This window comes from Nonomuraea sp. 3-1Str (assembly GCF_031570565.1).
GTDB lineage: Bacteria > Actinomycetota > Actinomycetes > Streptosporangiales > Streptosporangiaceae > Nonomuraea.
Map to the genome: position 1 here is coordinate 72,505 of NZ_JALHBK010000009.1, position 26,452 is coordinate 98,956.

The following is a 26,452-nucleotide window of genomic DNA, read 5'->3' on the forward strand; positions in this document are numbered from 1 at the left end:
CGGGGGCCTGTGCAGAATCAGGTGATCCTCTGCGGGAAGGCTCATGGCCGCGCTCCTCACGCTGTTCCACGAGCGGGCCGCCGGGAGGGTCCACGCGCCGGCGCGCGCGCTCACCGTGTCGAGGCGCCGCGGCCGCCGAGCGCACGGATGAACGTCACGGGCCCGTCAGTGAACATCGGCCCTTCGGCGGGCCGGGCGCGGGCCCTTCGGCGGGCCGGGCGCGGGCTCCTGCCGTGGCTCGGGACGGCAACGGCCGGGGGCTCGTGGGGAGCCGCCCGGCCGTCGTGTCGTGTCGTCGTACGGTGTGTCGTCGTACGGTCGTGCTGTCGTGTCGTCGTGCTGCCGTGCGCGTCAGTCGTTGAGGTGCTGGCGCAGGTAGGACTGGACCTGGTCGAGGCTGATGCGCTCCTGGGCCATCGTGTCGCGCTCCCGGATCGTCACCGCCTGGTCCTCCAGGGTGTCGAAGTCGACGGTGATGCAGAACGGCGTGCCGATCTCGTCCTGGCGGCGGTAGCGGCGGCCGATCGCGCCCGCGTCGTCGAACTCGACGTTCCACCGGCGGCGGAGCTGGGCGGCCAGGTCACGGGCCTTGGGCGACAGGTCGGCGTTGCGCGACAGCGGCAGCACCGCGACCTTGACCGGGGCGAGCCGGTGGTCGAGGCGCATGACCGTGCGCTTCTCCATGACGCCCTTGGCGTTGGGCGCCTCGTCCTCGGTGTAGGCGTCGAGCAGGAAGGTGAGGGTCGCCCGGTCGACGCCGGCGGCCGGCTCGATCACGTACGGGACGTAGCGCTCACCGGTGTCCTGCTCGAAGAAGCTGAGGTCGACGCCGGACGCCTTGGAGTGGGCGGTCAGGTCGAAGTCGGTGCGGTTGGCGATGCCCTCCAGCTCGCCCCACTCCGAGCCGGCGAAGTTGAAGCGGTACTCGACGTCGACGGTGCGCTTGGCGTAGTGGGACAGCTTCTCCTTCGGGTGCTCGAAGAGCCGGAGGTTGTCCTTGTTGATGCCCAGGTCGGAGTACCAGCGGAAGCGCTCGTCGATCCAGTACTGGTGCCACTCCTCGTCGGTGCCGGGCTTGACGAAGAACTCCATCTCCATCTGCTCGAACTCGCGGGTGCGGAAGATGAAGTTGCCCGGGGTGATCTCGTTGCGGAACGACTTGCCGATCTGGCCGATGCCGAACGGGATCTTCCTGCGCGCCGACTGCTGGACGTTGAGGTAGTTGATGAAGATGCCCTGCGCGGTCTCGGGGCGCAGGTAGGCCAGGCCGGACTCGTCCTCGACCGGGCCGAGGTAGGTCTTCAGCAGACCGCTGAACTGCCGCGGGTCGGTGAAGGCGCCCTTGTTGCCGCAGTTGGGGCAGGTGATGTCGGCCAGGCCGTGCTCGGGGGCGCGGCCGTTCTTCTCCTCGTACGCCTCGAGGAGGTGGTCGGCGCGGAAGCGCTTGTGGCAGGACTGGCACTCGGTGAGCGGGTCGGTGAAGGTCTCGACGTGACCGCTGGCCTGCCAGACCTCGCGGGCCAGGATGACGCAGGAGTCGAGGCCGACCACGTCGTCGCGCGCCTGGACCATCGACTGCCACCACTGGCGCTTGACGTTGTTCTTGAGCTCGACGCCCAGGGGTCCGTAGTCCCACGACGCACGCAGACCGCCGTAGATCTCGCTCGACGGGTAGACGAGCCCGCGGCGCTTGGCGAGGCTGACGATGGTGTCCATGACGTCTGTACGGCGTGCCATGTGGTTGGGTCTCTTTCCGGCTGGAGGTCGGCGAGGGGATGGATGAGCTCCCAGCTTAGGGGACGTGGCGGGCCCCTCGCGCGGGAGTAGTTGCTACGCCCGGTCTTGTAGGTAAACGTCCTCGAACGCGCTCGGTTCGTGAACCATGAGGATCATCAGTGGATACATCACCATTCTGGCGGCCGACAGGGCACGGCGGTAGAAACCGGCCCCCTCCCACTCGCTGACCAGGGCCCACAGGTTGGGCTCGTCGACGGAGCGGGCCAGCCTGCCCCGCACGTAGCCGGGCTGGCCGGCGAGGGTGTCGAGGATGGCGTGGCCCTGCTTGATGAAGTCCTGGGACTGGGACTCGGGAACGGTGTAACGGATGACGGCGAGCACGCACCCAGGATGTCAGAGGATCTCCCGGGCCCGTGCCGTTCCCGCGGCGCTAGGCTCGGCCCGTGGCCACCAACGGCAGAGGGCACGGCAAGGGCGCAGGCGCGGGCAAGGGGGCGGGCGGCATGACGGGCAAGGTGAGACGGCCGTTGCCGCCGGGCGAGCGGTTCTTCACGCCGGGCGCGACCGGTCTGCGCCAGGCGGTCGAGGCGCGCAGCGCGGTCCCGATGACGTACCTGTTCACGCAGGTCCCCCGATGGGTGGCGCCCGCCGCGCTGGTGATCCTGCTGCTGGCCGGGTTCGCGGTGGCCAATCCGCTGGGCGGCGTGGCCGTCGTGCCGGTGATCGCCTTCGTCGGCTGGCTGGCGTACCTGTCGTGGCCGTCGCTGGGGGTGGGCGGGAAGCTGCTGCGGGTCGCCACGCTGACCTTCCTCGTGCTCCTGGCGGCGACCCGCTTCGGCGCGTTCTGACGAGGTCCCGGGAACGGCTGCGAGGGCGGCGGCAGGTGTCGCGTCTCTACGGCAGCCGCGTGTAGTGCGGGAAGTTGCCCGGCAGGCGTTCGCCGTCCGATGGTGGCGGTCCGCACCGGCAGCTCGCCGCCGACGAACGCACCGCGCCATGCCGCCCCGAGCCCGCCGAACGGCTCCTCCCGGTCGCCCCGCGAGCGCGGCCGGTTGTGCCCCACCTTGACGCTCCGCGAAGGCGGCTCGGTCGCTCACACCCGCCGCTTTCCCTCGTCACTCCAGTCGCTCCGCTCCCTACGCTCCTCAGTCCAGGCGACGGCGCTCCCTCGCGGGGGGGGATTTTGACAACCATTTTCATTTTGGCGCATACTGGCTCGCATGATGTCAGGATTGTCCCGGTCGTACGCTGTCGGTCTGCTGGCCGGAGCCGCCCTCCTCACCGCCACCGCGTGCGGAGCCGGCTCGGCGGAGACCGGCTCCGCGGCGGGCGGCGGCAAGCCGGCCGTGGTCGCGGCCTTCTACCCCCTCCAGTGGCTCAGCCAGCAGGTGGGCGGCCCCGACGCCGCCGTGAGCGTGCTGACCGCCCCCGGCGTCGAGCCGCACGACCTGGAGCTGGGCGCCCACCAGATGGCGGAGCTGGGCGAGGCCACGCTGACCGTCTACATCAAGGGTGTGCAGCCCGCCGTGGACGACGCCGTGGACCCGGAGCGCGCTTTCGACGCGGCCACCGCGGTCACCACGCTCCCCGCCGGGGACCACGGCGCGGAGGCCGGCGAGGAGGGACACGACCACGAGGTCTCCTACGACCCGCACCTCTGGCTCGACCCCTCGCGCCTGGCCACGGTCGCCGTGAAGCTCGGCGAGCGGCTCGCGGCGGCCGACCCTGCGCACGCCCAGGGCTACAAGGACCGCGCCGCCGCGACGGCCGCCTCGCTCGGAACGCTGGACAAGGAGTTCGCCCAGGGCCTGACGACCTGCCGAACCCGTAGCCTGGTGACCGCCCACGAGGCGTTCGGCTACCTCTCCGACCGCTACCACCTCAAGCAGGTCGGCATCACGCTCGATCCCGAGGCCGAGCCCTCCCCCGCCCGCCTGGCCGAGGTCGCCAAGCTGGCCAAGGACGAGAAGGTGACCACGATCTTCACCGAGTCGCTGGCCAACCCCAAGGTCGCGCAGGTGTTGGCCGACGAGGTGGGCGCGAGGACCGCCGTGCTCGACCCGCTGGAGAGCAAGCCGTCAGGCGACTACCTGTCCGCGATGCGGGGCAACCTCACCACCCTGCGCACGGCACTGGGATGTGGAGCATGACCATGAGCCAGATCACGCAGAGCGCCCGTACCTCGGACGCCGCGGACGAGACCGCCTTCTCGATGACCGGCGGGCGGGTCACCCTCGACCGGCGGCCCATCCTGCGCGGCGTCGATCTCACGGTCCGCCCCGGCGAGGTGGTCGCGGTCATGGGCACCAACGGCTCCGGCAAGTCGACGCTGGTGCGGGCCCTACTCGGCCTGATCCCGCTCTCCGGCGGCCAGACCCTCCTGTACGGCCGGCAGCCCGCGCGGTTCCGCGACTGGTGGCGCATCGGCTACGTGCCCCAGCGGCTCCAGGTGGGCGGCGGCGTGCCCGCCACGGTCCGCGAGGTGGTCGCCTCGGGCCGGATCGCGCGGCAGCGCCGGCTGCGCCGTACGAGCCCGGCGGACCGGGCCGCGGTGACGGACGCGCTGGAGGCCGTGGGCCTGTCGTCGCGGGCCGGCGACCCGGTGCAGGAGCTGTCCGGCGGCCAGCAGCAGCGGGTGCTGATCGCCCGCGCGCTGGCCGGCGAACCGGACACGTACGTCATGGACGAGCCCACGGCCGGCGTGGACGCCGAGACGCAGCGCCTGCTGGCCGACACGCTCGCCTCGCTGGCGCTGCAGGGCCGGACGATCGTGCTGGTCGCGCACGAGCTGGGCCCGCTGGAGCCGCTGATCACCCGGGGCGTCGTGGTGCGCGACGGCCTCGTCGTCCACGACGGCGCGCCACCCCGGCCGGAGGGCGAGTGCGCCCGGCCCGGCCACGAGCACGTGCATCCGCACGCGCCGGACGAGCGCGGCGCGGCCGAGGTCCTCGGGCGCGGCGCGTGCGCCGGGCCGCTGACGAGCTGGCAGGGAGAGGCATGATCGAGCTGCTGCAGACGGACTTCTTCCGGCTGGCGCTGATCGCGGCGCTGCTGGTGGGGCTGTGCGCACCCGCCGTCGGCACGTTCATCGTGCAGCGGCGCCTGTCGCTGCTCGGCGACGGCATCGGGCACGTGGCGCTGACCGGCGTGGCGCTCGGGTTCCTGACCGGCGCCGAGCCGGTGCTGACCGCCGTCGTCGTGTCCGTCGCGGGCGCCGTGGCGATCGAGCTGGTCCGGGCGCGCGGCCGGACGAGCGGCGACGTCGCGCTGGCGCTGCTGTTCTACGGCGGCATCGCGGGCGGCGTCATGCTCATGGGCATCGCTCCGGGCGGCAGCAACGCCAAGCTGACCTCCTACCTGTTCGGCGCCATCGCCAGCGTCACGCCCCAGGACATCTGGATCATCGGCGCGCTGGCCGTGGCGGTGATCGCGGTGGTGGCGATCTTCGGCAGGGAGCTGTTTGTGCTGTGCCAGGACGAGGAGATGGCCCGGGCGAACGGCCTGCCGGTGCGCTTCCTCAGCCTGCTGATCGCGGTCACGGCCGCGCTCACGGTGGTCATCGCCATGCGCGTGGTGGGCCTGCTGCTCGTCAGCGCGCTGATGGTGATCCCGGTGGCCACCAGCCAGCAGCTCACCAGGGGCTTCCGCTCGACGATGGCGCTGGCCATGGTGATCGGCGTGGTGGCCGCGGTGGGCGGCCTGCTGGCCTCCTCACTGTCGAGCCGGGTGCCGCCCGGCGCCGCGATCGTCCTTGTCGCGCTCGGCGGCTTCGTCCTGGCCCTCGGTGTCGGTAGATTCGTACGCCGGGGCCGTGTCCGGGAGCCGGGCGTACAAGAGGATCCCACGCCTGTCAGGGAGGCTGTATGAGCACGAGACGCGATGCCGTGCGCGACACCCTTCGCCGGAGCGAGGGGTTCCGCAGCGCGCAGGACGTCTACGCCGAGATGCGCCAGCACGGCGCCAAGATCGGTCTGACCACGGTCTACCGCGCCCTCCAGGCGCTGGCCGACGGCGGCGACGTCGACGTGCTGCGCACCGACGACGGCGAGTCGGTCTACCGCGCGTGCGCCAGCGGCGACCATCATCACCACCTGGTCTGCCGCCGGTGCGGCCACACCGTCGAGGTCGCGGGCCCGGCCGTGGAGCGCTGGGCCGAGACGGTCGGCAGCGAGCACGGCTTCACCGAGATCACTCACACGGTCGAGGTCTTCGGCACCTGCGCGTCCTGCTCGTCCTCCGTCCGGGCCGGCTGAGCGCCGCGCGAGCCGTACAGGACGCCGAGGACGATCACCGCGCAGCCGGCGAGCTGGAGGGGCGACGGCCGCTCGCCGAGCGTGGCCGCCGACAGCGCCACGGTGGTCAGGGGCTGCACGAGCAGCAGCAGCGCCGTGAGCGCGGCCGGCTGCTTCGGCAGCGTGTACGTGATGAGCGACCAGCCGAGCACCTGGGGCCCGAGCGCGAGCACCAGCAGCCAGCCGTGCGCGGGCCAGGACGGGGTGAGGTCGGCGCCGCCGAAGACGGGGCTCAGAGCCGCGATCACGACCGCGGCCAGGGCGGTGGCGTGCGCGAGCGGCCCGGCGGCCCGCTGGGAGGCGCCCTTCATCAGCAGCAGGAACCCGGCGTACGAGACCGAGGTGGCCGCGCCGGCGAGCACGCCCATCACCGGGTCGGAGCCGTAGGCGGCGCTGTCGAAGACGCCCGAGATGAGCGCCACCCCGGCGAACACCACGGGGCAGGCGACCATCAGCCGCCCCGAGGGCCGCTCGCGGAAGAGCGCCCAGGCGGCGAACGCGACGATGAACGCCTGGAGGTTGCCGAGCACGGTGGCCAGCCCGGCGCCCACGTAGGCGATGGCGTGGTGCCAGAAGAGCAGGTCCAGGGCGAACAGCAGGCCGGCGGCCCACGCGACGGCGACCGCCCTGCGCGGGAGCGGGCCGAGCCTGCGGCGTTCCAGCCAGGCCAGGACCACCATGGGCGGGACGGCGTACGCGCACCGGAAGAACGCCGAGGTGGCGGGGGCGACGTCGGCCAGCCGGACGAGGGGGGCGGAGGTGGAGATGATCAACGCTCCGGCGATCGCGACCAGCACGATCCGGCGATGTGACCCCACGTGATGCCCCCGATCGCGTTCACTGGAGATACGCTGCGTCCACGCTAGAATGGGCGCCAGACAGGAGTCAACATGCCGTTTGGCCATGACATGGTCTACTCGCTGGCCACGGTCGTCGAGCTGGTCAACACCTCGCCCTCGACCGGCGGCGACGACCGGCTTGCCGACCTGCCCACGCTCCAGGCGTTCGTCGAGGCACGGCAGGTCAGCGGCATCACCACGCTCACGGCGCGCGACCTCGGGCAGGTGCGGCTGGTGCGGGAGGCGTTCCACCGGGTGTTCACGGCGCCCGACCAGCCCTCCGCCGTGCGCCAGCTCAACGCGCTGCTGTCCGAGACGCGGATCACGCCCCGGCTGACCGAGCACGACGGCCACGCGCTGCACGTCCACTACTTCGCGCCCGACGCGACGCTGTCGGAGCACCTGGCCGCCGACTGCGGGGTGGCGCTGGCCCACCTGCTCGTCGAGGGCGAGTGGGAGCGGCTGCGCACCTGCTCGGCGCCCGACTGCGACCGGGTCTTCGTCGACGAGTCGCGCAACCGCTCGCGCGTCTACTGCGACAGCCGCACCTGCGGCAACCGCATGCACGTCGCCGCCTACCGCGCCCGCCGCCGCGCCTGACCGATCCGGCGCCTGACCGATCCGGCGCCTGACCGATCCGGCGCCTGACCGATCCGGCCTCTGACCGATCCGGCGCCGGGGTGGGCAGAGCGGCTAGCGCTCGGTGTCGCGGTCGAGCACCGGCTTGACGTCCAGGACGGGCGTGCCGTCCAGCGCCTCCAGGTCGCGCACCCGCAGCCGCGTCCCCTCGACGGCGAGGACGCCCACCCGGTGCAGCCCCACGGGGTTCGGCCGGTCCGGCGAGCGGGTGCTGAAGACGCCCTGCCGCGGCCGGCCCGCGTCACCGCGCGGATGGACGGACAGGACGTCGCGGCGGGCCCGGTCCAGCCAGGTCAGCACGATGACCTCGTCGCCCGGGCGCAGATCGCCCAGCCCCTCGCGCACCCGCTCCTCGAACACCAGCCACGCCTCGGGTGAGCCCTCGTCCCCCTGCTTCGGCGCCTGGTCCCGGTCGGTCAGAGGCGACTCGACCCAGCCGATCGGCTCCACCATGTACGTGTCCATGCTCATGGCCTCACTCCGTGAGGCGGCCCGGTCGCTCACTCCCGCCGCCTTCCCTCGCCTGGCTCGCTCAGACCTGGTTCGGGACGGCCCCGCCGTAGCGCCTGTCGCGCTTGGCGTACACCTCGCACGCCTCCCACAGGTCGCGTCGGTCGAAGTCGGGCCAGAGCCGGTCGAGGAACACCATCTCGGCGTAGGCCGACTGCCACAGCAGGAAGTTGGAGAAGCGCTGCTCCCCCGACGAGCGGACGAACAGGTCCACCGCCGGGATCTCCGGCTCGTCGAGGTAGCGGGCGAAGACCTTCTCGTCCACCTTGGACGGCTTGACCCGGCCCGCCGCGATGTCGCCGGCCAGCTTGACGGCCGCCTGCACGATCTCGGCCTGCCCGCCGTAGTTGACGCAGAACTGCAGCGTCAGCTTCCTGTTGCGCTCGGTCATCTCCTCGGCCGTCTGGAGCTCGGAGATCACGCTCTTCCACAGCCGCCCCGGCCGGCCCGCCCAGCGCACCCGCACGCCCATGGCGTGCAGCTCGTCGCGGCGGCGGCGGATCACATCGCGGTTGAAGCCCATGAGGAAGCGCACCTCGTCGGGCGAGCGCTTCCAGTTCTCGGTGGAGAAGGCGTACGCGCTCAGGTAGGGCACGCCCAGCTCCAGCGCCCCCTCGATGACGTCGAACAGCGACGCCTCCCCGGCCTTGTGGCCCTCGGTGCGGGGCAGCCCGCGCGCCTTGGCCCAGCGTCCGTTGCCGTCCATGACGATGGCCACGTGTCTCGGCACCAGGTCGCGGGGGATGGGTGGCGGCGTGGCACCGGACGGGTGCGGGGACGGGGGTCGGACGTTCACACTGGCTCCCTTTCGACGTGTCGCAGAGAGCGTATTCCGTGTTCGAGGTGCCATTGCAGGTACGCGGCGACCAGGCCGCTGCACTCGCTGCGGTGGCGCTGCTCCGACGCGTCCGCCTTCGTCCAGTCGCCGCGCAGCAGCGCCGTCATGAGCCCGATCGTCTCACCCGCCGGGACGGCCGCGCCCGCGGGCCGGCAGGCGCCGCACACCACGCCGCCGGACACGATGGCGAACGCCCTGACCGCGGTGGCCTGGCACTTGGCGCACGCGTCCAGCGCGGGCGCGTAGCCGGCGACGGCCAGGGAGCGCAGGAAGTAGGCGTCGAGCACGAGGCGCGGCTCGTGGCCGCCCTCCGCCAGCGTGCGCAGCCCGCCCACCAGCAGCAGGAACTGGCGCAACGCCGGCTCCTTCTCGCCGTGGGTCAGCCGGTCGGCGGTCTCCAGCATCGCCGTGCCCGCGGTGTAGCGCGGGTAGTCGGCGGCCAGCGGCTCGCCGTACGGCCTGATCGTCTCGGCCTGCGTGACGACGTCGAGCGTGCGGCCCGTGTGGAGCTGCAGGTCGACGTGCGTGAACGGCTCCAGCCGGGCGCCGAAGCGCGAGGTGGTGCGCCGCACGCCCTTGGCGACGGCGCGCACCTTGCCCGTGCGCTTGGCCAGGATGGTGACGATGCGGTCGGCCTCGCCGAGCTTCTGCGTACGCAGAACCACGCCTTCGTCACGGTAGAGGGTCACTCGCCCATCTTATGGCCGCACGCTCTATCTGTTACGGGACCGCGTCGATGACGCGACTCTGCGCGACTCTCATTAGACTCAGACGCCTGTCCCCCGCAATATCTCACGTTCATCCCCCCGCAACTTGCCTCGAAAGGGAGTCATGACCCGCGTGGTCCTGCTGGGCTCTTCGCCCGGCCCCGACACCGCTCCTACCGGCCTGAGGCTCGCGGCCCTGCCCGGCGCCCCGACCGTGGCAGAGCGACTGCGCAGCCAGATCCTGTCCCTGGATCCGCGGCCGGCGACCATCGAGTCCGGCGACGTCGCCGCCGCCCTGCGCGCGCTGGCCGACGTCGCGGAGTCCGCGACGGAGAGCCTCCTCATCCTCCCCGCCGACTCTTTGATCCACGACGAGCTCATCTACCAGATCACCAAGACCAAGCGCGGCGCGCTGGCCCTCATCGCCAAGGAGCCCCGGCCGGAGACGACCGACGAGGCGGCGGAGGAGACCGTCCCGATCGACGAGGCGGAGCCGGAGATCAGCCTGCGCCGCTTCGAGGGGCTGCCCGTGCGCTCCCGCGTCGGCAAGTCGAGGGTGGTCTCCGTCGGCACCGCCCACCACGCGGTGACCCGGCCCAACACGGTGATGCTCGGCCCGCTGCACGTGAGCACCCGCAACGCGCCCGTCCTGGCCGAGGCGTGCCGCGAGATGGCCGGCATGGCCCACCTGTTCGGCGAGGACGACGACCTGGTGCAGCTCCTGGTCTTCGGCCTGGTGCGCAAGGGCGTGTCGGTCGGCGTCCGCGGCCGGCGCGACCTGTTCTACCGCCGCGTGACCACCCAGGAGGAGGCGGCCGAGGCCGTCGCCGACATGTCCGGCTTCGACGAGGACCGGGCCCGGCTGAACAACGCGGTCAAGGGTGCCGACGGCTTCTTCACCACGTACTTCGTCTCCACCTACTCCCGCTTCATCGCCCGCTGGGCGGCCCGGCGCGGGCTGACGCCCAATCAGGTGACGCTCATCTCCATCACGCTGGGCGTGCTCGCGGCGGCCTGCTTCGCCACCGGCGACCGGCCGTGGATGGTGCTGGGCGGCGTGCTCATCTACTTCGCGTTCGTCTTCGACTGCGTCGACGGGCAGGTCGCCCGCTACGCCCGCAAGTTCGGCGTGCTCGGCGCGTGGCTCGACGCGACGTTCGACCGGTTCAAGGAGTACGTCGTCTTCGCCGGCCTGGCGGTCGGCTGGGTCGTGTCGGGCAACGGCGAGGAGATCTGGATCCTCGCCCTGGCGGCGCTCGGCCTGCAGTCGGTGCGCCACCTGCTCGACTTCTCCTACGGCGTCGCCAACCGCCGCAAGCCGCCGGCCCAGCTGCCCACGCTGCCGCTGACCGCGCCCGACGACCGCGACCTGCGCAAGGCGCTGGAGCGCCGCCGGATCGAGCGCAGCACGGGCATCCGGGGCGTGTTGAAGATGTGGTCCAAGGCCGGGCGGTACCGCGCCGTCCACTGGGCGCGTAAGATGATCGTCTTCCCCATCGGCGAGCGGTTCGCGGCCATCGCGATCACCGCCGCCCTCTTCGACGCCCGCATCACCTTCCTCACGCTGGTGATCTGGGGCACCGTCGCCGCCGTCTACACCCTCACCGGACGCCTCATGAGGTCGCTCGCATGATCACCTATCCGCAGGCCGCCGCCACCCCCACGCCGGACCCCGACGAGGAACGCCGCCGCATCCAGACCGCCCGCCTGCTCGCCTACCGCGACGACGGGCCCCTCGTCCACGCCCTGTCCGGCCGCCTCGGCAAGGGCCTGCCCCCGGTCCCCGCCACGCTGGCGGCGCTGGTGGCGGTCGCCGTCATCGCCGCGACCGGCCTGCTGACGTCCGGGCCGATCCTGCTGCTGCCCGTGCTGGTCGTCGTGGTGCTCGTGCTGCCGACCGCGCCGCGCAACCACCTGGGCCGCCTCGACTGGCTCACGCCGCCGCTGCTGCGCGGCGCCGAGTTCCTCACCATCATCGCGGTGGGCCTGGCGGCCGACGCGCCCAAGTGGCTGCTGTTCGTGCTGGTGTACGTGGTCGGCTACCACACCTACGACACCGTCTACCGCACGCGGCAGAGCATCTGGCCGCCCGCCTGGGTGTTCTACGCGGGCCTCGGCTGGGAGGTGCGGCTGCTCCTCATCGGCGTCGGCGCGGCGCTCGGCTGGGCGACGCTGGTGCTGGCCCTCCTGACGGCCTACCTGTTCGTGCTGTTCGCGGTGGAGAGCGTGACGAGCTGGGTGCGCCTGGACAAGGCGTCCGCCCAGGCGGGCGCCGAGGCCGAGCAGGACCTGGAGGCATCGCCCGAGGACGCCCTGGAGGCGGCCACCGGCGAGGCCGAGAAGGCCTAGCCCCGACCCACTCCCGGCGAGCCGGGGCGCGTGCGGAAGCCGCGCCCCGGCTCGTTCGCGTTCCGGGCCCCGTCAGGGGCGAGAGCGCTCTCCGTCTGTCCAGGGATTGTTGACACGAGAGTCATGGCGTGTTTCTCTCCTCCTAAGAGAGCGCTCTCTCAGTTCGGTACTCGCTCCGCGCCCCCCCGCATCCCCAGGAGCAACCATGACAACGCGCCTCCTGTCCGACCGGCGCCACCGGCGTCGCCTGGCCGCCGCGTCCGCGGCCCTCGTCACGCTCGCCGGCCTGCTCGTCCACGCCGCCGTCGCCTCCGCCGCCGTCCCGCCCACCCCCTCCGGCTGGTCGCTCGTCTGGTCGGACGACTTCGGCGGCGCCGCCGGGTCGGCCCCGTCCTCGTCAAACTGGATCGTCGACACCGGCCACGCCTACCCGGGCGGCCCCGGCAACTGGGGCACCGGCGAGATCCAGAACTACACCGGCAACGCGGCCAACCTGAGCCTCGACGGCTCGGGCAATCTGCGGATCACTCCGCAGCGCAGCTCCTCCGGCGAGTGGACCTCCGCCCGCATCGAGACCAGGCGCGCCGACTTCAAGCCCGCGGACGGCCGCGTGCTGCGCATCGAGGGCCGCATCCAGATGCCGAACGTCACCGGCGACGCCGCCCTCGGCTACTGGCCGGCGTTCTGGGCGCTCGGCTCGCCGTACCGGGGGAACTACTGGAACTGGCCGGGCACAGGCGAGTTCGACATCATGGAGAACGTCAACGGCGTCAACTCCGTCTGGGGCGTCCTGCACTGCGGCGTCAACCCGGGCGGGCCGTGCAACGAGACGACGGGCCTCGGCGCGAGCCGGGCCTGCCCCGGCTCGACCTGCCAGTCGGCCTTCCACACCTACCGCTTCGAGTGGGACCGCTCCGCCAGCCCCAACGAGCTCCGCTGGTACGTGGACGGGCAGCAGTTCCACAGCGTGAGCCAGGCCCGGCTCGACGCCGGCACCTGGAGCTCGATGACCGGGCACGCCGGCTACTTTCTGCTGCTCAACGTGGCCATGGGCGGCGCCTTCCCCGACGCGCTGGCCGGCCCCACGCCGACCGCCGCGACCGTGCCCGGCCGGTCCATGCTGGTCGACTACGTGGCCGTGTGGCAGAGCGGCGGCTCCGGCCCCACGCCGACGGGCACCCCGACCGTGCCGCCCGGCGGCGTGGACGCCCGCTCCACGATCCAGGCCGAGCGCTACCAGGCCCAGTCGGGCACCATGGTCGAGTCCACGACCGACACCGGCGGCGGCGAGAACGTCGGCGGCGTCTCCAACGGCGACTGGCTGCGCTTCGACGACGTCGACTTCGGCTCCGAGGCGGCCCGGCAGGTCAGGGTACGCGTCGCCTCGGGGGCGGCCGCGGGGGTCAGCGGGCTCGTGCAGGTGCGCCTGGACAGCCTGACGGCCGCCCCGGTGGGCGACTTCGCGGTGGCCTCCACCGGGGGCTGGCAGAGCTGGCGCACGGTGCCGGCCAACATCTCGCCGGTGACGGGCAGGCACACGGTCTACCTGACCTTCGCCAGCGGCCAGCCGGCCGACTTCGTCAACCTCAACTGGCTGACGTTCTCGACCTCCTGACCGCCATGACCCGACGGCCCGTCAGGTCGAGTCGCGCACGACCAGGCGGGCCGGCAGCACCACGGGCCCCGCGTGCCGCCCGTCCAGGCGGGACAGCATGAGCCGTGCCAGCGCCAGCGCCTGGTCCCTGGCCGGCACGCGGACCGTGGTCAGGGCCGGGGTCGTGCAGGAGGCGGCGTCGATGTCGCCGAAGCCCACGATCGCCAGGTCGTCCGGCACCCGCCGGCCCGCCTCCCGGGCCGCCCGCAGCGCGCCGATCGCCAGGTCGTCGGAGGTGGCGAGGACGGCGTCCAGCTCCGGGTGGTCGGCCAGGAGCCGCCGGGCCGACTCCGCGCCGGACTCGCGGTCGGGCCCGGCCAGGGCGAGCAGGGGCCGCAGCCCCGCCTCGTGCAGCACGTCGCGGTGCCCGGCCAGCCGGTCCTGCACGGCCACGAGATCCGTCGGCCCGCAGATCATGCCGATGCGGCGGCGGCCCCGCTCCAGCAGGTGGGCGGTTGCCGCGCCGGCGCCGCCCGCGTTGTCCACGTCCACGTGCGGCACGAGCGAGGCGACGGCGGGCCTGCCGAGCAGCACGACCGGCACGCCGGTGCGGGCCAGTTGCTCGGCCAGCGGGCCGTGGTCGTCCGGCGGCAGCAGCACGACCCCGTCGGCCTGCCGCGCCTCCACGTGCTGGAGCACGCGGCGCCGGCTCTCGGCCGTGTCGGCCAGCATGAGCGTGATCTGCTTGCCGGCCCCTTCGAGCATGCCCGTGACGTACCTGACGATCGCGGCGATGAGCGCGTCGCCGCCCTGCCGCGGCTCGGACAGGACCAGCGCCACCGCGTCGGTCCTGCGGGTCACGAGACTGCGCGCGGCGGCGTTGGGGACGTACCCGAGCTCGCGGACGGCGCGCAGCACCGCGTCGCGCGCCTCGGCGCTGACCGACGCCTCGCCGTTGACCACCCGCGAGACCGTGGCGCGGGAGACGCCGGCGCGGGCGGCGACGGTCTCCAGCGTGGGCCGCCGCGGCCGGCTGTCCGGCAGGCCGTTGCGGGCGATGACGTCGCGGTACCACAGGGCGCTGTCCTTCAGCCGCCGCCGCTGGGTCTCCAGGTCGACGTGGACGAGGCCGAACTTGCGCCGGTAGCCGTCGGCCCACTCGACGCAGTCGAGCAGCGACCACACGAGGTAGCCGCTCACCCTGGCCCCCTCGTCCAGGGAGACGCGCAGGGCGCGCAGGTGCTCCTCGATGAAGCTCGTCCGCTCGATGTCGTGGATGCCCTCGGGGGTCAGCACGTCGACGAAGTCGGCGCCGTTCTCGGTGATCATCAGCTCGGTCCCGGGGTACTCCCGCGAGAGGCGGCCCAGCAGCAGCGTCAGCCCGCTCGGCACGATGGGCCAGCCCATGGCGGTCACGGCGGTGGGCACGCTGCAGAACAGGACGCCCTCGCTGCCCGGGAAGGAGGCGTCGCCGGCCGCGCCGGGCTGGGCCTGCACGGCGGTCGGCGTGTAGTAGTTGACTCCCAGCAGGTCGATCGGCCGGCCGATCAGGTCGAGGTCGCCGTCGCGGATGTGCCCGAGCCCGGCGGTCCGCTCGACGACCGGCAGCAGGTCGGCGGGGTAGCTACCGCGCAGCACGGGGTCCAGGAACTGCCGGTTGTGCAGCGCGTCGATCCGCTGCACCGCCTCCGCGTCCTCCTCGGACGGCTGCGACGACAGGTCGCCGAGCTGGCCGGGAGTGAGCACGGGCGAGAGGTTGAGCACGATGCCGGCCCGCTGCGCGCCCGCCGAGCGCAGCGCCTCCAGGGCCAGTCCGTGGGCGAGCAGCATGTGGTGCGCGCCGACGAACGCCTCGGCTGCCGAGCGCCTGCCGGGCGCGTGGACGCCCGAGCCGTAGCCGAGGAACGCCGCCACCCACGGCTCGTTGAGCGTGAACCAGGTGCCGACCCGGTCGCCGAGACGGTCGTGGACGGCCCGCGTGTAGTCGGCGAAGCGGTGGGCGGTGTCGCGGGAGGTCCAGCCGCCCTCGTCCTCCAGGGCCTGCGGCAGGTCCCAGTGGTAGAGGGTGGCGTACGGCGCGATGCCCGCGGCCAGCAGCTCGTCCACCAGCCGGTCGTAGAAGTCCAGGCCGGGTCCGTTGAGGCGGCCCTTGCCGTCGGGCATGACCCGCGGCCAGCTCACCGAGAACCGGTAGGCGGCCATGCCGAGGTCCTTCATCAGCCGTACGTCGTCGGCGTAGCGCCGGTAGTGGTCGCAGGCCGGATCGCCGTTGCGCCCGCCGGGGAAGACGTCCCAGATCGACGGGCCGCGCCCGTCCTCGCCGGTCGCCCCCTCGATCTGGTAGGCGGACGTGGACACTCCCCACACGAACCCCTCGGGGAAGCGCGCTGTGCTCATCGATGGACGACCCTCCGGCGACGTACGGGCGCCGCCGCGTGGCGGCGCGCGGCGCCTAGTCTGCCGCATGTCGGTCATGTCGTGCGGCGCGCCGGGAACGGTCGCGTCGCGCCGCGGCGGGGCGAGGCGGTATACAGGGCGCGTGGAACTGGACCGGCTGGATCGTGCCATCGTCGCGGCCCTCGTGGAGGACGCCCGCCAGACCTACGCGGAGATCGGGCACCTCGTCGGGCTGAGCGCGTCGGCCGTCAAGCGCCGGGTGGACCGGCTGCGCGAGACCGGCGTGATCACCGGGTTCAGCGCCAGGGTGGCGCCGCGCGCGCTCGGCTGGACCACCGAGGCGTACGTCGAGCTGTTCTGCCAGGGCAAGACCAAGCCGTCCGACATCGCGCTCGCGGTCGCGAAGTTCCCCGAGGTGGTCGCGGCGGCGACGATCACCGGAGAGGCCGACGCGCTGCTGCACATCCGCGCCACGGACGTGCGTCATGTGGAGCGGGTGATCGAGCGCATCGCGGCGGAGGCGTTCGTGGTGCGGACCAAGAGCTCGATCGTGCTGTCGCGGCTGGTGGACGTGCCTCCGGGGGCCGCACTGCCCGACGTCCCGGGGGGTGCGGCGGCGCTCCCGACGCCCCCTGAAGCGGCCGTCCGCTAGCCCGCGCAACGGATCGCGTGCCGTCGGCCCATACTCGCAACAGACCCGCGCGAACACGCCATTCACATTGCTTGGCCTGCATAAACATACATTCTTAGAGTGTCTTCGTCCCCCTCACGCGGAATCCCGCAGCCTTGCCCGACCTCTACGGAGACCTGCATGCCCAAGCACTTCCTCATGTGCCGCCCCGAGCACTTCACGGTGGAGTACGCCATCAACCCGTGGATGCATCCCGAGGCCGGCGCCGACCGCGACGTCGCGATCCGGCAGTGGGAGGGACTCAAGTCCGTGTACGAGAGCCTCGGGCACCAGGTCAGCCTCATCGACCCGGTCGAGGGCCTGCCGGACATGGTGTTCGCGGCCAACGGCGCGCTGGTCGTGGACGGCCGGGCGTACGGCGCCCGCTTCGCCTTCCCCCAGCGCGGCCCGGAGGGACCGGCGTACCTGCGCTGGTTCGCCGAGCGCGGGTATCCTGTACTGGAGCCGGAGCACGTCAACGAGGGTGAGGGCGACTTCCTGACCCTGGACGAGGTCGTGCTGGCCGGCACCGGCTTCCGCACGAACGTCGCCGCGCACCTGGAGGCGCAGGAGTTCCTGGGCCGGCCGGTGGTGTCGCTCACGCTGGTGGACCCCCGCTTCTACCACCTCGACACGGCGCTGTTCCCGCTCGACGGCCACAACGTCTGCTACTACCCGGACGCCTTCTCCGAGGGCAGCAGGCGGGTGCTGGCCCGGCTGTTCCCGGACGCGGTGCTCGCGAACGGGGCCGACGCCGAGGTGCTCGGGCTCAACGCGGTCAGCGACGGCACCCACGTGGTGATCAACTACGAGGCTTCCGACCTTCAGCTGGAGCTGAAGCGGCGGGGATACGAGCCGATCCCCGTCGACCTGTCGGAGCTGCGCAAGGCGGGCGGGGGCCCGAAGTGCTGCACACTGGAGATCAGGGGGAACAACTGAGATGACGACCAGCTCAGAGCTGATCGGCGTGATCGAGCGCCGGAGCGCGCACAACTACCACCCGCTGCCCGTGGTGATCCGCGAGGCCCACGGGGCCTGGGTCACCGACGTCGACGGCAGGCGCTACCTCGACTGCCTGTCCGGCTACTCGTCGCTCAACTTCGGCCACGGCAACGAGAAGATCGTCGCGGCGGCGCAGCGGCAGCTCGCGCGCCTCACGCTGACCAGCCGGGCGTTCTACCACGACCAGTTCGCGGAGTTCTGCGCCGGGCTCGGCGATCTCACCGGCAAGGACATGATCCTGCCGATGAACACCGGCGCCGAGGCCGTCGAGACCGCGATCAAGGTGGCCCGCAAGTGGGGCTACGAGGTCAAGGGCGTGCAGCCGGACCGGGCCACCATCATCGTGATGGAGGACAACTTCCACGGCCGCACCACCACGATCGTCAGCTTCTCCACCGATCCCGACGCGCGCGACGGCTTCGGCCCGTACACGCCCGGCTTCAAGATCGTCAAGTACGGCTCGGTCGAGGCCGTCCGTGAGGCGATCGACGCCGACACGGTCGCCGTGCTGGTCGAGCCGATCCAGGGCGAGGCCGGGGTGCTGGTGCCGCCGGACGGCTACCTGACGCAGCTGCGCGAGCTGTGCACGGCCGAGAACGTCCTGATGATCGCCGACGAGATCCAGTCGGGGCTCGGGCGCACCGGCCGCACGTTCGCCTGCGACCACGAGGGCGTCGTGCCGGACATGTACGTGCTGGGCAAGGCGCTCGGCGGCGGCGTCGTCCCGGTGTCGGCCATCGCCGCGAACGAGGACGTGCTCGGCGTCATCAAGCCGGGACAGCACGGGTCCACGTTCGGCGGCAACCCGCTGGCCTGCGCCGTGGGCAGCGCCGTGATCGAGATCCTGCGCACCGGGGAGTTCCAGGACCGGGCCGCCCGGCTCGGCGAGGTGCTGCACGCGCGGCTGGGCGAGCTCGTCGGCGACGGCGTGGTGACCGTACGCGGACGCGGCCTGTGGGCGGGCATCGACATCGACCCGTCGCTGGCGACCGGCCGGCAGGTGTCGGAGGCGCTGATGGCGCGCGGCGTGCTGGCCAAGGACACGCACGGCTCGACGATCCGGCTCGCGCCGCCGATCGTCATCTCGGAGGAGGACCTCCTCTGGGCGGTCGACCAGCTCGTCGACGCCATCTCCTCCTTCCGCTGAGCGCGTCCTTGCGCTGAGCGCCTCCGTGCGCCGAGCGCATCGGGACCGGACGTGCGGCGCCGCCGCGAACCCTCGCCTGCGGCGGGGCCGCACGTCCACGCCTGATCACCTCAGGTCCACGGAGGCGATCTCCTTGATCGTGTTGCCGGAGGATTCGTACCAGGTGGCCTGGTCGGGGAAGGTGAGGGTGGCCAGCGCGTTCTGGAACCACGGCCCCTCGGTCACCCGCCAGCGGAACGGCGGGCGCGGGATGCGCGCCGACCGGGCGAGCAGCCCGCCGACCAGCGTCGCGATGCCGAACTGGGTGAACACGTTGGCCCAGCGCAGCAGCGGGCTGAGCGGGTTGCGGATCGGCGAGCAGACGACCTGGTGGATGTCGCCGGCGCTCGCCTTGGCCACGTAGGAGTAGTGGACGTCGCCCGACAGGATGAGCACCGGCTTGCCCACGCGGACCAGCAGCCGGGCCAGGTCGTCGAACGAGCGGCGGAACGCGGCCCAGTGCTCCAGGTCCACGGCCTGCCGGAACTTCTCCGACAACTTCCGCACCCACGAGCCCCACGCGCCGTCGCACAGGGCCTCGTTCCAGTTCTGCACCGAGTGGACGCCCTCGGGCAGCAGGAACGGGATCGAGGAGCCGATGACCAGCCGCTGGGCGGGCTGGGAGACCTCATCGACCAGCCATTGCCACTCCCCCGGGTCGAGCATCCTGCGGTCGCCGGGGGTGAGCTGGCGGGCGCACCTGGTGTCGATCATGATCAGGCGGGTGTGGCCGAGGTCGCGGGCGTAGCTCCAGCGGGTGCTCGCCGGGTCGGCGTCCGCCTTCTCGGCGAAGTCGTCGAGCAGGCCGCCCCCGTCCGTGCCGCCCTCGCGCAGGGAGCGCAGCAGCGGATCGGCCTCGCGCTCGGCCGGCGACAGGTTGCCGAGGTGCTGGTAGATCCAGTAGGCGCCGAGCCCGGAGATCACCCGGCGCCGCCACCAGCTCGTCGCGGCCATCTGCTCGCGCCAGGGCTGCGAGGTGTTCCAGTCGTCGCGCAGGTCGTGGTCGTCGAAGATCATCGCGGTCGGCACGGTGGAGAACAGCCAGGCGATCTCGGGGTCGGTCCACGCGCGGCGGTAGAGCTCGGCGTACTCCTCGAAGTCGGCGATCTCGTTCTTGGGCTCGGTGTCCCTGCGGGCGTGGATGAACTCCAGCATGCCGGGCGACGGGCTGTCGGCGTAGACCTGGTCGCCGATCAGCAGCAGCAGGTCGGGCCACTCCTCGTCGCCCGCCTCCATGAGGCGGCCGCCGTAGGCGCGCAGCACGTCCTCGCCGTGGGTCAGCACGTGGGCGGTGTCGTGCGGCACGTTCGTGCGGCAGGAGCCGAACGTCATCCGGCGCGGCCCCTGGGGCGGCAGCAGCCGGATGCGGCTCGGCGGCCGGCCCTCCAGGGGCCACACCCGCTCGCCGTCCAGCTCCACCGCGTACCCGTCGACGTCCGCCGCTAAGTCGGTCAGGTCCACGATCGCGTAATGGTGGCCGTGCACCGTGAACGTCCGCGACTCGTACGAGCGGCCGGCCGCGATCACGGCGACCGTGCACGGCTCTCCGGTCTCCACCCAGATGGAGGCGCTCGACGCATCGACGTAGCGCAGCATCGGCCCGATCACCAGTGCGGGCATCGCAACCCCCCGATTCGACAGTTCGGCACACTCCCGTACCCAAGCCTGCCAGAGTGGCACCTGGCCGGCGTGTTGATCAACGGGTTGGATCGATGAAAGCAGCACCGTTTCTCCACGACTATCAAAAAAACCCAGTCGTGACGAAACACGCAGCCTTAGGATGATCGCGACACCTACCCCCAAAGAGGCAGGCAACGGCGCTTACCTCAGACTCGGGGGTACTCACCAGGAGGCACTCCTTCCATGACCGTCATGGTGCCGTCAATGACGCCGGCGCTCACGAACCCGGCCCTCAGCGCCGACCTCACCACCCCGGGCCGCCAGGCCCTCGACTCCGCTCTCCAGCAGCTGCACCAGGCGGCCGAGCACCTCGGGCTCGACCACGGCCTGCGCACGATGCTCGCCACGCCCCGCCGCTCCCTGACCGTCTCCGTCCCCCTGCGGCGTGAGGACGGCCGCATGGACGTCGTCCAGGGCTTCCGGGTGCAGCACAACATCTCGCGCGGTCCCGCCAAGGGCGGCATCCGCTTCCACCCGGCCACCGACATCCACGAGGTGACCGCCCTGGCGATGTGGATGACGTGGAAGTGCGCCCTCGTGGGCATCCCGTACGGCGGCGCCAAGGGCGGCGTCTCCGTGGACCCCAAGGCCCTCACGCCGCGTGAGCTGGAGCGGCTGACCCGCCGCTACGTCAACGAGATCCTGCCGATGATCGGCCCGGAGAAGGACATCCCGGCCCCCGACGTCGGCACCGACGAGCAGACCATGGCCTGGATCATGGACACCTACAGCGTCAACACCGGCTACTCGGTGCCGGGGGTCGTCACCGGCAAGCCGACGACGCTGGGCGGCTCGCTCGGCCGGGCCGGCGCCACCTCGCGCGGCGTGCAGATCGCGGCCCTGGCCGCGCTCGGCCGCTCGCCCGACGGCGTCACCGTCGCCGTGCAGGGCTTCGGCAAGGTGGGCGCCCTGGCGGCGCAGTACCTGGCCGACGCGGGCTGCGTGGTCGTCGCCGTGTCCGACGCCTCGGGCGCCGTCCACGCGCCCGGCGGGCTCGACGTGGCCGCGCTGCGCGCCCACGCCGCCGAGGCGGGCGGGGTGCTCGGCTACCCCCACGCCGACGCGCTCGGCCATGACGACCTGCTGGAGCTGGACGTCGACGTGCTCGTGCCCGCCGCGCTGGAGAACGTCATCACCGCCGCCAACGCGCCCCGGATCCGCGCCCGCCTGGTCGTGGAGGGCGCCAACGGCCCCACCACGCCCGAGGCCGACGAGATCCTCGCCGCCGGCGGCACCACGGTCGTCCCCGACATCCTGGCCAACGCGGGCGGGGTGATCGTGTCGTACCTGGAGTGGGTGCAGAACATGCAGGCGTACTCCTGGAGCGCCGGGGAGGTCGACGTGAAACTGCGCGACCTCATGGAGAGCGCGTTCGGCGAGGTCCGGTCGCTGGCCGGCGAGCGCGGCCTGACCCTGAGGCAGGCGGCGCACGTCATCGGCGTCGGCCGGGTCGCCGAGGCGCACCGGATGCGCGGCCTGTACCCCTGAGCGACCGCGCCCGGGGCCGCACCTAGGTTGGGTAAACCGTGGTGTCGCAGGTCAGGGCACTGATCATCGGGGATCTAGGGTGGGGTACGTGCTCAGGTCGGTGCTGTCCCTCACCCTGCCCCTCGCCCTCCTCCATCCGTCGGCGCCCCAGATGTCCGCGTCGCGGTCCGTGCCGCACCACGACGTCATGACACCGGGCGGCGACCGGCTGGGGTACGCGCCCGTCCCCGCGCCCTACACCGGGGAGCGGAGACTGGCCGGCGTGGTGCTGGCCCGTGACCCGGTCACGGGCCGGACCGTGCTGTGCGGGGGCGCGGTGATCAGGTCGCGCAGCCGGAGCCTGGTGCTCACCGCCGCCCACTGCCTGTACGACCGGGGCAGGAGGATGCGGGAGGTGTCGTTCCTGCCGGGATTCGCGGACGGCCGGCCGCCGCTCGGGGTGTGGCGGGCCGTGCGGACGTGGGTGCCGGACCGGTGGCGCGACGGGCCGGACACCGAGGCCCAGCTCCCGTACGACGTGGGCCTGGTCGGGGTCGCCCGGCGCGGACGCTCCCTGGAGGACGTCACCGGGCCGGGGCTGCGGACGCTGCGCACGCGACCCGGCACCTCGCTGCGCGGCCTGGAGCTGCTCGGCTACCCGGCGGGCAGGAGGTACCCGGGCATGGAGCTGTACCACTGCCTGGGCGACGCCTCCGAGGGCATCGCCCGGGGGCCGGGGGTGCTGGTCACCCGCAACTGCCACGCCCCGGACGGCGGCAGCGGCGGCCCCGCCCTGTACGACGGGGCGGTGGCGGGCGTCGTCTCGTCCTCCAGCCCGCTGAGCGACCGCAGCGGCTTCACCGTGCTGACCCGGCTCGGCGGCCGGCAGTTCGGGCGGATGCTGAGCGAGTCCGACCGGTGGATGAGCGAGCGCCGGCCCGCGAACGCCCGGCCGACCGAGCGCACCTCTCAGCCGGTCGCGCCCTTCGAGCCTGTTCCGTTCGACGCGGACGTGTTCCCCGTCTGGGCCTGCCGCACGATGTCCTCGCAGATCGCGTGGCTGACCAGCGCGTCGTCGGCCGTGAGCAGGCGGCCGGCGTGCACGGCGTCGAGGAACTCCAGGCAGGCCTGCTCGATGCCGCGCTGCCGGGCGACCGGCACCCAGTCGGGCCGGCGCACGAGCGTCTCCCCCGCCGCGTAGTCGACCACGTCGCCGAGGTTGACCACCCGCCGCTTGACGCCGCCGCCCATGACCTCGCAGCTCTCCTCGGCGGCGCCGCTCACCCGGCACATGGAGCCGATCGCGGTGAACCCGTCGCCGGTCAGCTCCAGCACGACGTGCTCGGCCAGGCCGCCGGTGACGCGGGTGCGGATCCTGGTGCCGGTGACCTCGCCGGGCGCGAGGAAGCGGAGCGTGTCGACGACGTGGATGAAGTCGTCGAAGACCATCCGGCGGGGGTCCTCCGGCCGGTCGGCGCGGTTCTTCTGCATGAGGACGAGGTCGCGGGGCAGCGCCGCGAGGTCGACGTAGCCGGGGGCGTACCTGCGGTTGAAGCCGACCATGAGGGAGCGGCGCTCGGCGTGGGCCAGGCGTACGAGGTGCTCGCAGTCGGGCAGGTTGTCGGCGAGCGGCTTGTCCACGAAGACGTGCACCCCCGCCTTGAGCAGCGGCTCGACCAGCTCGCGGTGCGCGGCCGTGGCGGCGTGGACGAACGCGGCCTCGACCCCCGCCTCGATCACCTCCCCGACGGACGTGAACCTCGCCGCGACGCGGTGGGCGTCGCCGAGCCGGTCCAGGGTCCGCCGGTCGCGGGTGCACAGGTGCAGGTCGAGGCCGGGCTGGGCGGCGAGCACGGGCAGGTACGCCTTCTCGGCGATGTCACCCAGGCCGATCACTGCTGTCTTCATCCGGAGAGCGTAGCCCGCGGTGCCTGGAGTGACGCGCACCCATGGTCAGACCTGCTTCCAGACGATGCGGAGGACCGCGTTGACGACGAAGGCAGCGGCGAAGAGGACGGCCGGGGTGGCCAGGCCGGCCGCGTAGAGCGCGAGCGCGCCGCCGCCGAACCAGACGATCTCCTGGAGGGCACGGGCGGCTCCGGTGAGCGGCACCACGGCGTTGGCCCCGCCGTTCGCCCCGAACATCGCCCACGCGGCGATGAACAGCGCCGGGGCCCCCAGACCGGCGAGCAGCTTGACCGCCCAGTTCGGGCTCACCGTGAACCCCCAGTAGGCCGCGGAGGCCAGCACGCCCAGCTCCAGGACGAACATCAGGGCCAGGTTGGCGCCCTTGGCGATGGCGAGCATGTGAACCTCCAGTGACTGCCGTTCGCTTACGAGAGCAATGCTCTCTCAAAAGAGCACCCATCGTCAAGAGCGGTGCTCTCCTTTCCTTCCGGCGCTCTGGTAGCGTCGTGGGCATGACCGCCAGCCGCACCGCGAGAGAACGTGTCCGTGCCGAGCTGACCCGGGAGATCGTGGACATCGCCCGCAGGCAGCTCGCCACCGAGGGAGCCGGCGGCCTGTCCCTGCGCGCCGTGGCGCGGGAGATGGGCATGGTGTCCTCGGCCATCTACCGCTACTTCCCGAGCCGCGACGACCTGCTGACCACGTTGATCATCGACGGCTACAACGCGCTCGGCGAGGCCGTCGAGCGCGCCGACGCCGCCACGCCGCCGGACCGCTTCCCGGCCAGGTGGGCGGCCGTGTGCCACGCCGTGCGCGACTGGGCACTCGCGCACCCGCACGAGTACGCGCTGCTGTACGGCTCGCCGGTGCCGGGCTACCAGGCGCCGCAGGACACGATCGGGCCCCGGGTGCGCGACCTGGTGGTCTTCGGCCGGATCCTCTCCGACGCCCAGCGGGCCGGGGCGCTGGCGCCGGCCGCCCCCCTCGAGACCGATCCGGCGCTGGTGGGCGAGGCGGAGGCGAGCCTCGGCGAGTTCATGCCTGATGTTCCCGGCGACGTGCTGCTCCGTGCCCTGTCCGCGTGGACGTCCCTGTACGGCTGGGTGAACTTCGAGGTGTTCGGCCAACTGGAGGGCGCCTTCCAGGACAACGGGCCGGTGTTCGACCACTCGGTCCGCGTGCTGGGTGCCATGATCGGGCTCACTCAGCCGAGTTGATCATGGCATGGCCACCCGACGAGCTTGTCGGCTGGCGAAGGCGCCGTCCCCCCTCGCGGGGGAGGCTCATCCCCCGCAAGGGGGAATGACGCCCTGGTCAGCGGCCTCTACCGTCGTTGCCATGGCCCATTCTGATCATCCACGACGCTGGCCGGCGTACGCGATGGCGGTGCTGTTCCTCGGGTACGCCGTGGGAAAGGCCGCCTTCGCCCTGCAGGCCCGGCTCGGGTTCCCGGGCGGCCCGCCCGTGTCTGCCGCCGAGACCGAGAGCTACTTCCTGGACGCGGCCGCCGGGCAGTGGCTCGCGGCCGCGACCGGGGTGCTCGGTGCGTGCGTCGCCATCGCCACGGTCACGGCGCTGGGGCGCAGGGTGCCGAGACCACTGATGCTGCTCGTGCTGGCCGGGATGCTGCTGGCCGTCGGTGGCGGCGCGGGGATCATGATCCTGGACGGGTTCGTGGGCATCGGTGTGGGCTGGCAGTGGTACCACGGAGTCCTCGGGGTCGTCGTGATCGGGCTGGTCCTGGAGATGGCCAAGTCGTACACCGTGGCGACCAGACGTGTCGCGGGCTGACCAAGCGAGGGCGGGCGCGTACGGGGCTGCGGCGTGCGCCGCGGCGTACGGATCGATGAAGCTCGCCCAGGCGCTGGGGGCCGATGCGCTGGCCGACAAGGACCCGCTGCCTCCACACCTGCGCGAACGGCTGCTCGCACGTGATCCCCTGTTCGTGGCGAGCCACTGGGTGTTGGCCGGTGCCGCGGTGGTCGGTGTCATCGTCGCGCTGGCCACCGTGCGGCCCTGGGGTGCGAGAGTCCCGCGCCGGCTCCTGCTCATGGTCACCTGGACGCTGGGGATCTTCATGATCGCCCGGTCGATCGGAGGGGTGGGGTTCGGCTTCGTCGGCGACGCACTGTTGCTGACCGGTGTCCGCCCGCCGCCGGTCGAGCACGCCGCGCTGGCTCGCACCTTGGCGCGCTGGGATCTGCTGCTGTGGTCGCCGTTCTTCCTGCTCTGGGGGATGTGCTGGGCGACGACCGGATGGCGGCTGAGCCGCCGAGACTCGCCGCCGGCACGCCAGGACCAGACCACGAAGAAGCACAGGAAATAGCAGAATCCCCAACGCGCGCGCGAAAATAGAACTGAGTCGAAGTTTCCCGTCGTGAGCAAAAGAGCCAGTGCGGCCCAGGATGGCGAGGCCACGGGCGATAAAGCGGGACATGCGGTGCACGGCTTGCGCGCGGTCGGTGACCGACCTGCAGCAGGAGCGCCTACGGAGCCACCCCAGTCGGGCAAAACCACCCAATCCCGAACAAAAATCGAACGAGCTATGCCTTTCAGCGACGTTGAGCTTGTTCCGTTGACGTGATGTTGATTACGGTGTGAAAACCGGGGGACGCCGCCTCCTGATCTGGTTCTTGA

26 protein-coding genes and 1 pseudogene are annotated in these 26,452 nt (G+C 72.3%); 16 read left to right on the forward strand and 11 right to left on the reverse strand.

Annotated elements, in window-relative coordinates; translation table 11 throughout:
- Positions 1-351: 351 nt before the first annotated feature.
- Positions 352-1,737 carry a glycine--tRNA ligase gene (locus tag MTP10_RS16625; protein WP_310710324.1) on the reverse strand — a complete coding sequence of 462 codons (1,386 nt, stop codon included), beginning with the start codon at positions 1,735-1,737 and terminating at the stop codon, positions 352-354.
- 93 nt (positions 1,738-1,830) lie between these two features.
- Entirely contained in the window at positions 1,831-2,118 is a 288-nt protein-coding gene (locus MTP10_RS16630; RefSeq protein ID WP_310710326.1) for an antibiotic biosynthesis monooxygenase, read from the reverse strand.
- Between the two features lie 62 nt (positions 2,119-2,180).
- Between MTP10_RS16630 and MTP10_RS16635 the strand changes: the two genes are divergently transcribed.
- Positions 2,181-2,585, forward strand: coding sequence for a DUF6703 family protein (locus tag MTP10_RS16635; RefSeq protein ID WP_310710328.1), 405 nt, complete (start codon positions 2,181-2,183; stop codon positions 2,583-2,585).
- Positions 2,586-2,631: 46 nt separating this feature from the next.
- On the opposite strand, the pseudogene MTP10_RS16640 reads toward MTP10_RS16635, so the two are convergent.
- Positions 2,632-2,812: pseudogene (locus MTP10_RS16640) on the reverse strand (aldehyde dehydrogenase); the annotation flags it as partial.
- 145 nt (positions 2,813-2,957) lie between these two features.
- On the opposite strand from MTP10_RS16640, the gene MTP10_RS16645 reads away from it, so the two are divergent.
- From MTP10_RS16645 to MTP10_RS16660, 4 genes are read left to right on the forward strand one after another with little or no spacing between them, the layout of a single operon-like run.
- On the forward strand, positions 2,958-3,887 hold the full coding sequence (locus MTP10_RS16645) for a metal ABC transporter substrate-binding protein (RefSeq protein WP_310710331.1): 930 nt from the start codon (positions 2,958-2,960) through the stop codon (positions 3,885-3,887).
- A 2-nt stretch (positions 3,888-3,889) separates the two neighbouring features.
- The gene (locus tag MTP10_RS16650; RefSeq protein WP_397334468.1) at positions 3,890-4,738 is read left to right on the forward strand and encodes a metal ABC transporter ATP-binding protein; all 849 of its coding nucleotides are present in this window, start codon (positions 3,890-3,892) and stop codon (positions 4,736-4,738) included.
- Positions 4,735-5,604 carry a metal ABC transporter permease gene (locus MTP10_RS16655; RefSeq protein ID WP_310710333.1) on the forward strand — a complete coding sequence of 290 codons (870 nt, stop codon included), beginning with the start codon at positions 4,735-4,737 and terminating at the stop codon, positions 5,602-5,604. Before MTP10_RS16650 ends, MTP10_RS16655 begins: the two co-directional genes overlap by 4 nt.
- Positions 5,601-5,990, forward strand: coding sequence for a transcriptional repressor (locus tag MTP10_RS16660; protein WP_310710335.1), 390 nt, complete (start codon positions 5,601-5,603; stop codon positions 5,988-5,990). The genes MTP10_RS16655 and MTP10_RS16660 overlap by 4 nt, the downstream gene beginning before the upstream one ends.
- Here MTP10_RS16660 and MTP10_RS16665 read toward each other — a convergent pair.
- Positions 5,930-6,847, reverse strand: a complete 918-nt coding sequence (locus tag MTP10_RS16665) for a DMT family transporter (protein ID WP_310710337.1) — start codon at positions 6,845-6,847, stop codon at positions 5,930-5,932. The two genes, MTP10_RS16660 and MTP10_RS16665, sit on opposite strands and share 61 nt — an antisense overlap.
- Positions 6,848-6,919: 72 nt before the next feature.
- On the opposite strand from MTP10_RS16665, the gene MTP10_RS16670 reads away from it, so the two are divergent.
- The gene (locus tag MTP10_RS16670) at positions 6,920-7,468 is read left to right on the forward strand and encodes a CGNR zinc finger domain-containing protein (RefSeq protein ID WP_310710339.1); all 549 of its coding nucleotides are present in this window, start codon (positions 6,920-6,922) and stop codon (positions 7,466-7,468) included.
- Between the two features lie 93 nt (positions 7,469-7,561).
- On the opposite strand, the gene tsaA is transcribed toward MTP10_RS16670, so the two are convergent.
- From tsaA to recO, 3 genes are all read right to left on the reverse strand, one after another.
- A complete protein-coding gene (gene tsaA, locus MTP10_RS16675) occupies positions 7,562-7,978 on the reverse strand; it encodes a tRNA (N6-threonylcarbamoyladenosine(37)-N6)-methyltransferase TrmO (protein ID WP_310710341.1) in 417 nt (138 codons plus the stop codon).
- Positions 7,979-8,039: 61 nt separating this feature from the next.
- A complete protein-coding gene (locus MTP10_RS16680) occupies positions 8,040-8,813 on the reverse strand; it encodes an isoprenyl transferase (RefSeq protein WP_310710344.1) in 774 nt (257 codons plus the stop codon).
- Positions 8,810-9,544, reverse strand: a complete 735-nt coding sequence (gene recO / locus MTP10_RS16685) for a DNA repair protein RecO (protein WP_310710346.1) — start codon at positions 9,542-9,544, stop codon at positions 8,810-8,812. The genes MTP10_RS16680 and recO overlap by 4 nt, the downstream gene beginning before the upstream one ends.
- A 142-nt stretch (positions 9,545-9,686) precedes the next feature.
- Here recO and MTP10_RS16690 point away from each other — a divergent pair, with 142 nt between their 5' ends.
- The 3 genes from MTP10_RS16690 to MTP10_RS16700 all read left to right on the forward strand — a co-directional run bounded on the left by MTP10_RS16690 (position 9,687) and on the right by MTP10_RS16700 (position 13,526).
- A complete protein-coding gene (locus tag MTP10_RS16690) occupies positions 9,687-11,195 on the forward strand; it encodes a CDP-alcohol phosphatidyltransferase family protein (protein ID WP_310710348.1) in 1,509 nt (502 codons plus the stop codon).
- Positions 11,192-11,911: a DUF5941 domain-containing protein gene (locus MTP10_RS16695; protein ID WP_310710350.1), complete on the forward strand. Its 720-nt coding sequence runs from the start codon at positions 11,192-11,194 to the stop codon at positions 11,909-11,911. Before MTP10_RS16690 ends, MTP10_RS16695 begins: the two co-directional genes overlap by 4 nt.
- Before the next feature lie 205 nt (positions 11,912-12,116).
- Positions 12,117-13,526 carry a glycoside hydrolase family 16 protein gene (locus MTP10_RS16700; RefSeq protein WP_310710352.1) on the forward strand — a complete coding sequence of 470 codons (1,410 nt, stop codon included), beginning with the start codon at positions 12,117-12,119 and terminating at the stop codon, positions 13,524-13,526.
- Between the two features lie 21 nt (positions 13,527-13,547).
- Here the strand turns inward: MTP10_RS16700 and MTP10_RS16705 are convergent, their stop codons facing one another.
- Positions 13,548-15,902 carry a GH1 family beta-glucosidase gene (locus MTP10_RS16705; protein WP_310710354.1) on the reverse strand — a complete coding sequence of 785 codons (2,355 nt, stop codon included), beginning with the start codon at positions 15,900-15,902 and terminating at the stop codon, positions 13,548-13,550.
- A 142-nt stretch (positions 15,903-16,044) separates the two neighbouring features.
- Between MTP10_RS16705 and MTP10_RS16710 the strand changes: the two genes are divergently transcribed.
- The 3 genes from MTP10_RS16710 (at position 16,045) to rocD (ending at position 18,721) form a co-directional block, all read left to right on the forward strand.
- Positions 16,045-16,554 (forward strand): Lrp/AsnC family transcriptional regulator, encoded by a 510-nt coding sequence (locus MTP10_RS16710; RefSeq protein WP_310710356.1) that lies wholly within the window; start codon positions 16,045-16,047, stop codon positions 16,552-16,554.
- A 159-nt stretch (positions 16,555-16,713) separates the two neighbouring features.
- Complete coding sequence (gene ddaH / locus MTP10_RS16715) at positions 16,714-17,511, forward strand: dimethylargininase (protein WP_310710358.1); 798 nt, start codon at positions 16,714-16,716, stop codon at positions 17,509-17,511.
- Between the two features lies 1 nt (position 17,512).
- The gene (gene rocD / locus MTP10_RS16720) at positions 17,513-18,721 is read left to right on the forward strand and encodes an ornithine--oxo-acid transaminase (RefSeq protein ID WP_310710359.1); all 1,209 of its coding nucleotides are present in this window, start codon (positions 17,513-17,515) and stop codon (positions 18,719-18,721) included.
- 105 nt (positions 18,722-18,826) lie between these two features.
- On the opposite strand, the gene MTP10_RS16725 is transcribed toward rocD, so the two are convergent.
- Complete coding sequence (locus MTP10_RS16725) at positions 18,827-20,380, reverse strand: alkaline phosphatase D family protein (protein ID WP_310710360.1); 1,554 nt, start codon at positions 20,378-20,380, stop codon at positions 18,827-18,829.
- Positions 20,381-20,623: 243 nt separating this feature from the next.
- Between MTP10_RS16725 and MTP10_RS16730 the strand changes: the two genes are divergently transcribed.
- Positions 20,624-21,928, forward strand: a complete 1,305-nt coding sequence (locus MTP10_RS16730) for a Glu/Leu/Phe/Val dehydrogenase (RefSeq protein WP_310710361.1) — start codon at positions 20,624-20,626, stop codon at positions 21,926-21,928.
- Positions 21,929-22,876: 948 nt separating this feature from the next.
- On the opposite strand, the gene MTP10_RS16735 is transcribed toward MTP10_RS16730, so the two are convergent.
- Together MTP10_RS16735 and MTP10_RS16740 are read right to left on the reverse strand one after the other, a co-directional pair.
- Entirely contained in the window at positions 22,877-23,815 is a 939-nt protein-coding gene (locus MTP10_RS16735) for a Gfo/Idh/MocA family oxidoreductase (protein WP_310710362.1), read from the reverse strand.
- 45 nt (positions 23,816-23,860) lie between these two features.
- Positions 23,861-24,214, reverse strand: a complete 354-nt coding sequence (locus tag MTP10_RS16740; protein ID WP_310710363.1) for a YrdB family protein — start codon at positions 24,212-24,214, stop codon at positions 23,861-23,863.
- 113 nt (positions 24,215-24,327) lie between these two features.
- On the opposite strand from MTP10_RS16740, the gene MTP10_RS16745 reads away from it, so the two are divergent.
- From MTP10_RS16745 to MTP10_RS16755, 3 genes are all read left to right on the forward strand, one after another.
- On the forward strand, positions 24,328-25,032 hold the full coding sequence (locus MTP10_RS16745) for a TetR/AcrR family transcriptional regulator (protein WP_310710364.1): 705 nt from the start codon (positions 24,328-24,330) through the stop codon (positions 25,030-25,032).
- A 121-nt stretch (positions 25,033-25,153) separates the two neighbouring features.
- Positions 25,154-25,606, forward strand: a complete 453-nt coding sequence (locus MTP10_RS16750; protein WP_310710365.1) for a hypothetical protein — start codon at positions 25,154-25,156, stop codon at positions 25,604-25,606.
- 55 nt (positions 25,607-25,661) lie between these two features.
- Positions 25,662-26,141 (forward strand): DUF3995 domain-containing protein, encoded by a 480-nt coding sequence (locus MTP10_RS16755; RefSeq protein ID WP_310710366.1) that lies wholly within the window; start codon positions 25,662-25,664, stop codon positions 26,139-26,141.
- The last annotated feature ends 311 nt before the right edge of the window (positions 26,142-26,452 follow it).

What these genes read in the sequence shown, in the direction of transcription:
- MTP10_RS16705 (WP_310710354.1), bottom strand. Translation starts at nt 15,902, where the DNA reads ATGAGCACAGCGCGCTTCCCCGAGGGGTTCGTGTGGGGAGTGTCCACG.
- rocD (WP_310710359.1), top strand. Translation starts at nt 17,513, where the DNA reads ATGACGACCAGCTCAGAGCTGATCGGCGTGATCGAGCGCCGGAGCGCG.
- MTP10_RS16625 (WP_310710324.1), bottom strand. Translation starts at nt 1,737, where the DNA reads ATGGCACGCCGTACAGACGTCATGGACACCATCGTCAGCCTCGCCAAG.
- MTP10_RS16645 (WP_310710331.1), top strand. Translation starts at nt 2,958, where the DNA reads ATGATGTCAGGATTGTCCCGGTCGTACGCTGTCGGTCTGCTGGCCGGA.
- MTP10_RS16655 (WP_310710333.1), top strand. Translation starts at nt 4,735, where the DNA reads ATGATCGAGCTGCTGCAGACGGACTTCTTCCGGCTGGCGCTGATCGCG.
- MTP10_RS16660 (WP_310710335.1), top strand. Translation starts at nt 5,601, where the DNA reads ATGAGCACGAGACGCGATGCCGTGCGCGACACCCTTCGCCGGAGCGAG.
- MTP10_RS16735 (WP_310710362.1), bottom strand. Translation starts at nt 23,815, where the DNA reads ATGAAGACAGCAGTGATCGGCCTGGGTGACATCGCCGAGAAGGCGTAC.
- tsaA (WP_310710341.1), bottom strand. Translation starts at nt 7,978, where the DNA reads ATGAGCATGGACACGTACATGGTGGAGCCGATCGGCTGGGTCGAGTCG.
- ddaH (WP_310710358.1), top strand. Translation starts at nt 16,714, where the DNA reads ATGCCCAAGCACTTCCTCATGTGCCGCCCCGAGCACTTCACGGTGGAG.
- MTP10_RS16670 (WP_310710339.1), top strand. Translation starts at nt 6,920, where the DNA reads ATGCCGTTTGGCCATGACATGGTCTACTCGCTGGCCACGGTCGTCGAG.
- MTP10_RS16650 (WP_397334468.1), top strand. Translation starts at nt 3,890, where the DNA reads ATGAGCCAGATCACGCAGAGCGCCCGTACCTCGGACGCCGCGGACGAG.
- MTP10_RS16695 (WP_310710350.1), top strand. Translation starts at nt 11,192, where the DNA reads ATGATCACCTATCCGCAGGCCGCCGCCACCCCCACGCCGGACCCCGAC.
- MTP10_RS16730 (WP_310710361.1), top strand. Translation starts at nt 20,624, where the DNA reads ATGACCGTCATGGTGCCGTCAATGACGCCGGCGCTCACGAACCCGGCC.
- MTP10_RS16755 (WP_310710366.1), top strand. Translation starts at nt 25,662, where the DNA reads ATGAAGCTCGCCCAGGCGCTGGGGGCCGATGCGCTGGCCGACAAGGAC.
- MTP10_RS16740 (WP_310710363.1), bottom strand. Translation starts at nt 24,214, where the DNA reads ATGCTCGCCATCGCCAAGGGCGCCAACCTGGCCCTGATGTTCGTCCTG.
- MTP10_RS16690 (WP_310710348.1), top strand. Translation starts at nt 9,687, where the DNA reads ATGACCCGCGTGGTCCTGCTGGGCTCTTCGCCCGGCCCCGACACCGCT.
- MTP10_RS16750 (WP_310710365.1), top strand. Translation starts at nt 25,154, where the DNA reads ATGGCCCATTCTGATCATCCACGACGCTGGCCGGCGTACGCGATGGCG.
- MTP10_RS16700 (WP_310710352.1), top strand. Translation starts at nt 12,117, where the DNA reads ATGACAACGCGCCTCCTGTCCGACCGGCGCCACCGGCGTCGCCTGGCC.
- MTP10_RS16725 (WP_310710360.1), bottom strand. Translation starts at nt 20,380, where the DNA reads ATGCCCGCACTGGTGATCGGGCCGATGCTGCGCTACGTCGATGCGTCG.
- MTP10_RS16745 (WP_310710364.1), top strand. Translation starts at nt 24,328, where the DNA reads ATGACCGCCAGCCGCACCGCGAGAGAACGTGTCCGTGCCGAGCTGACC.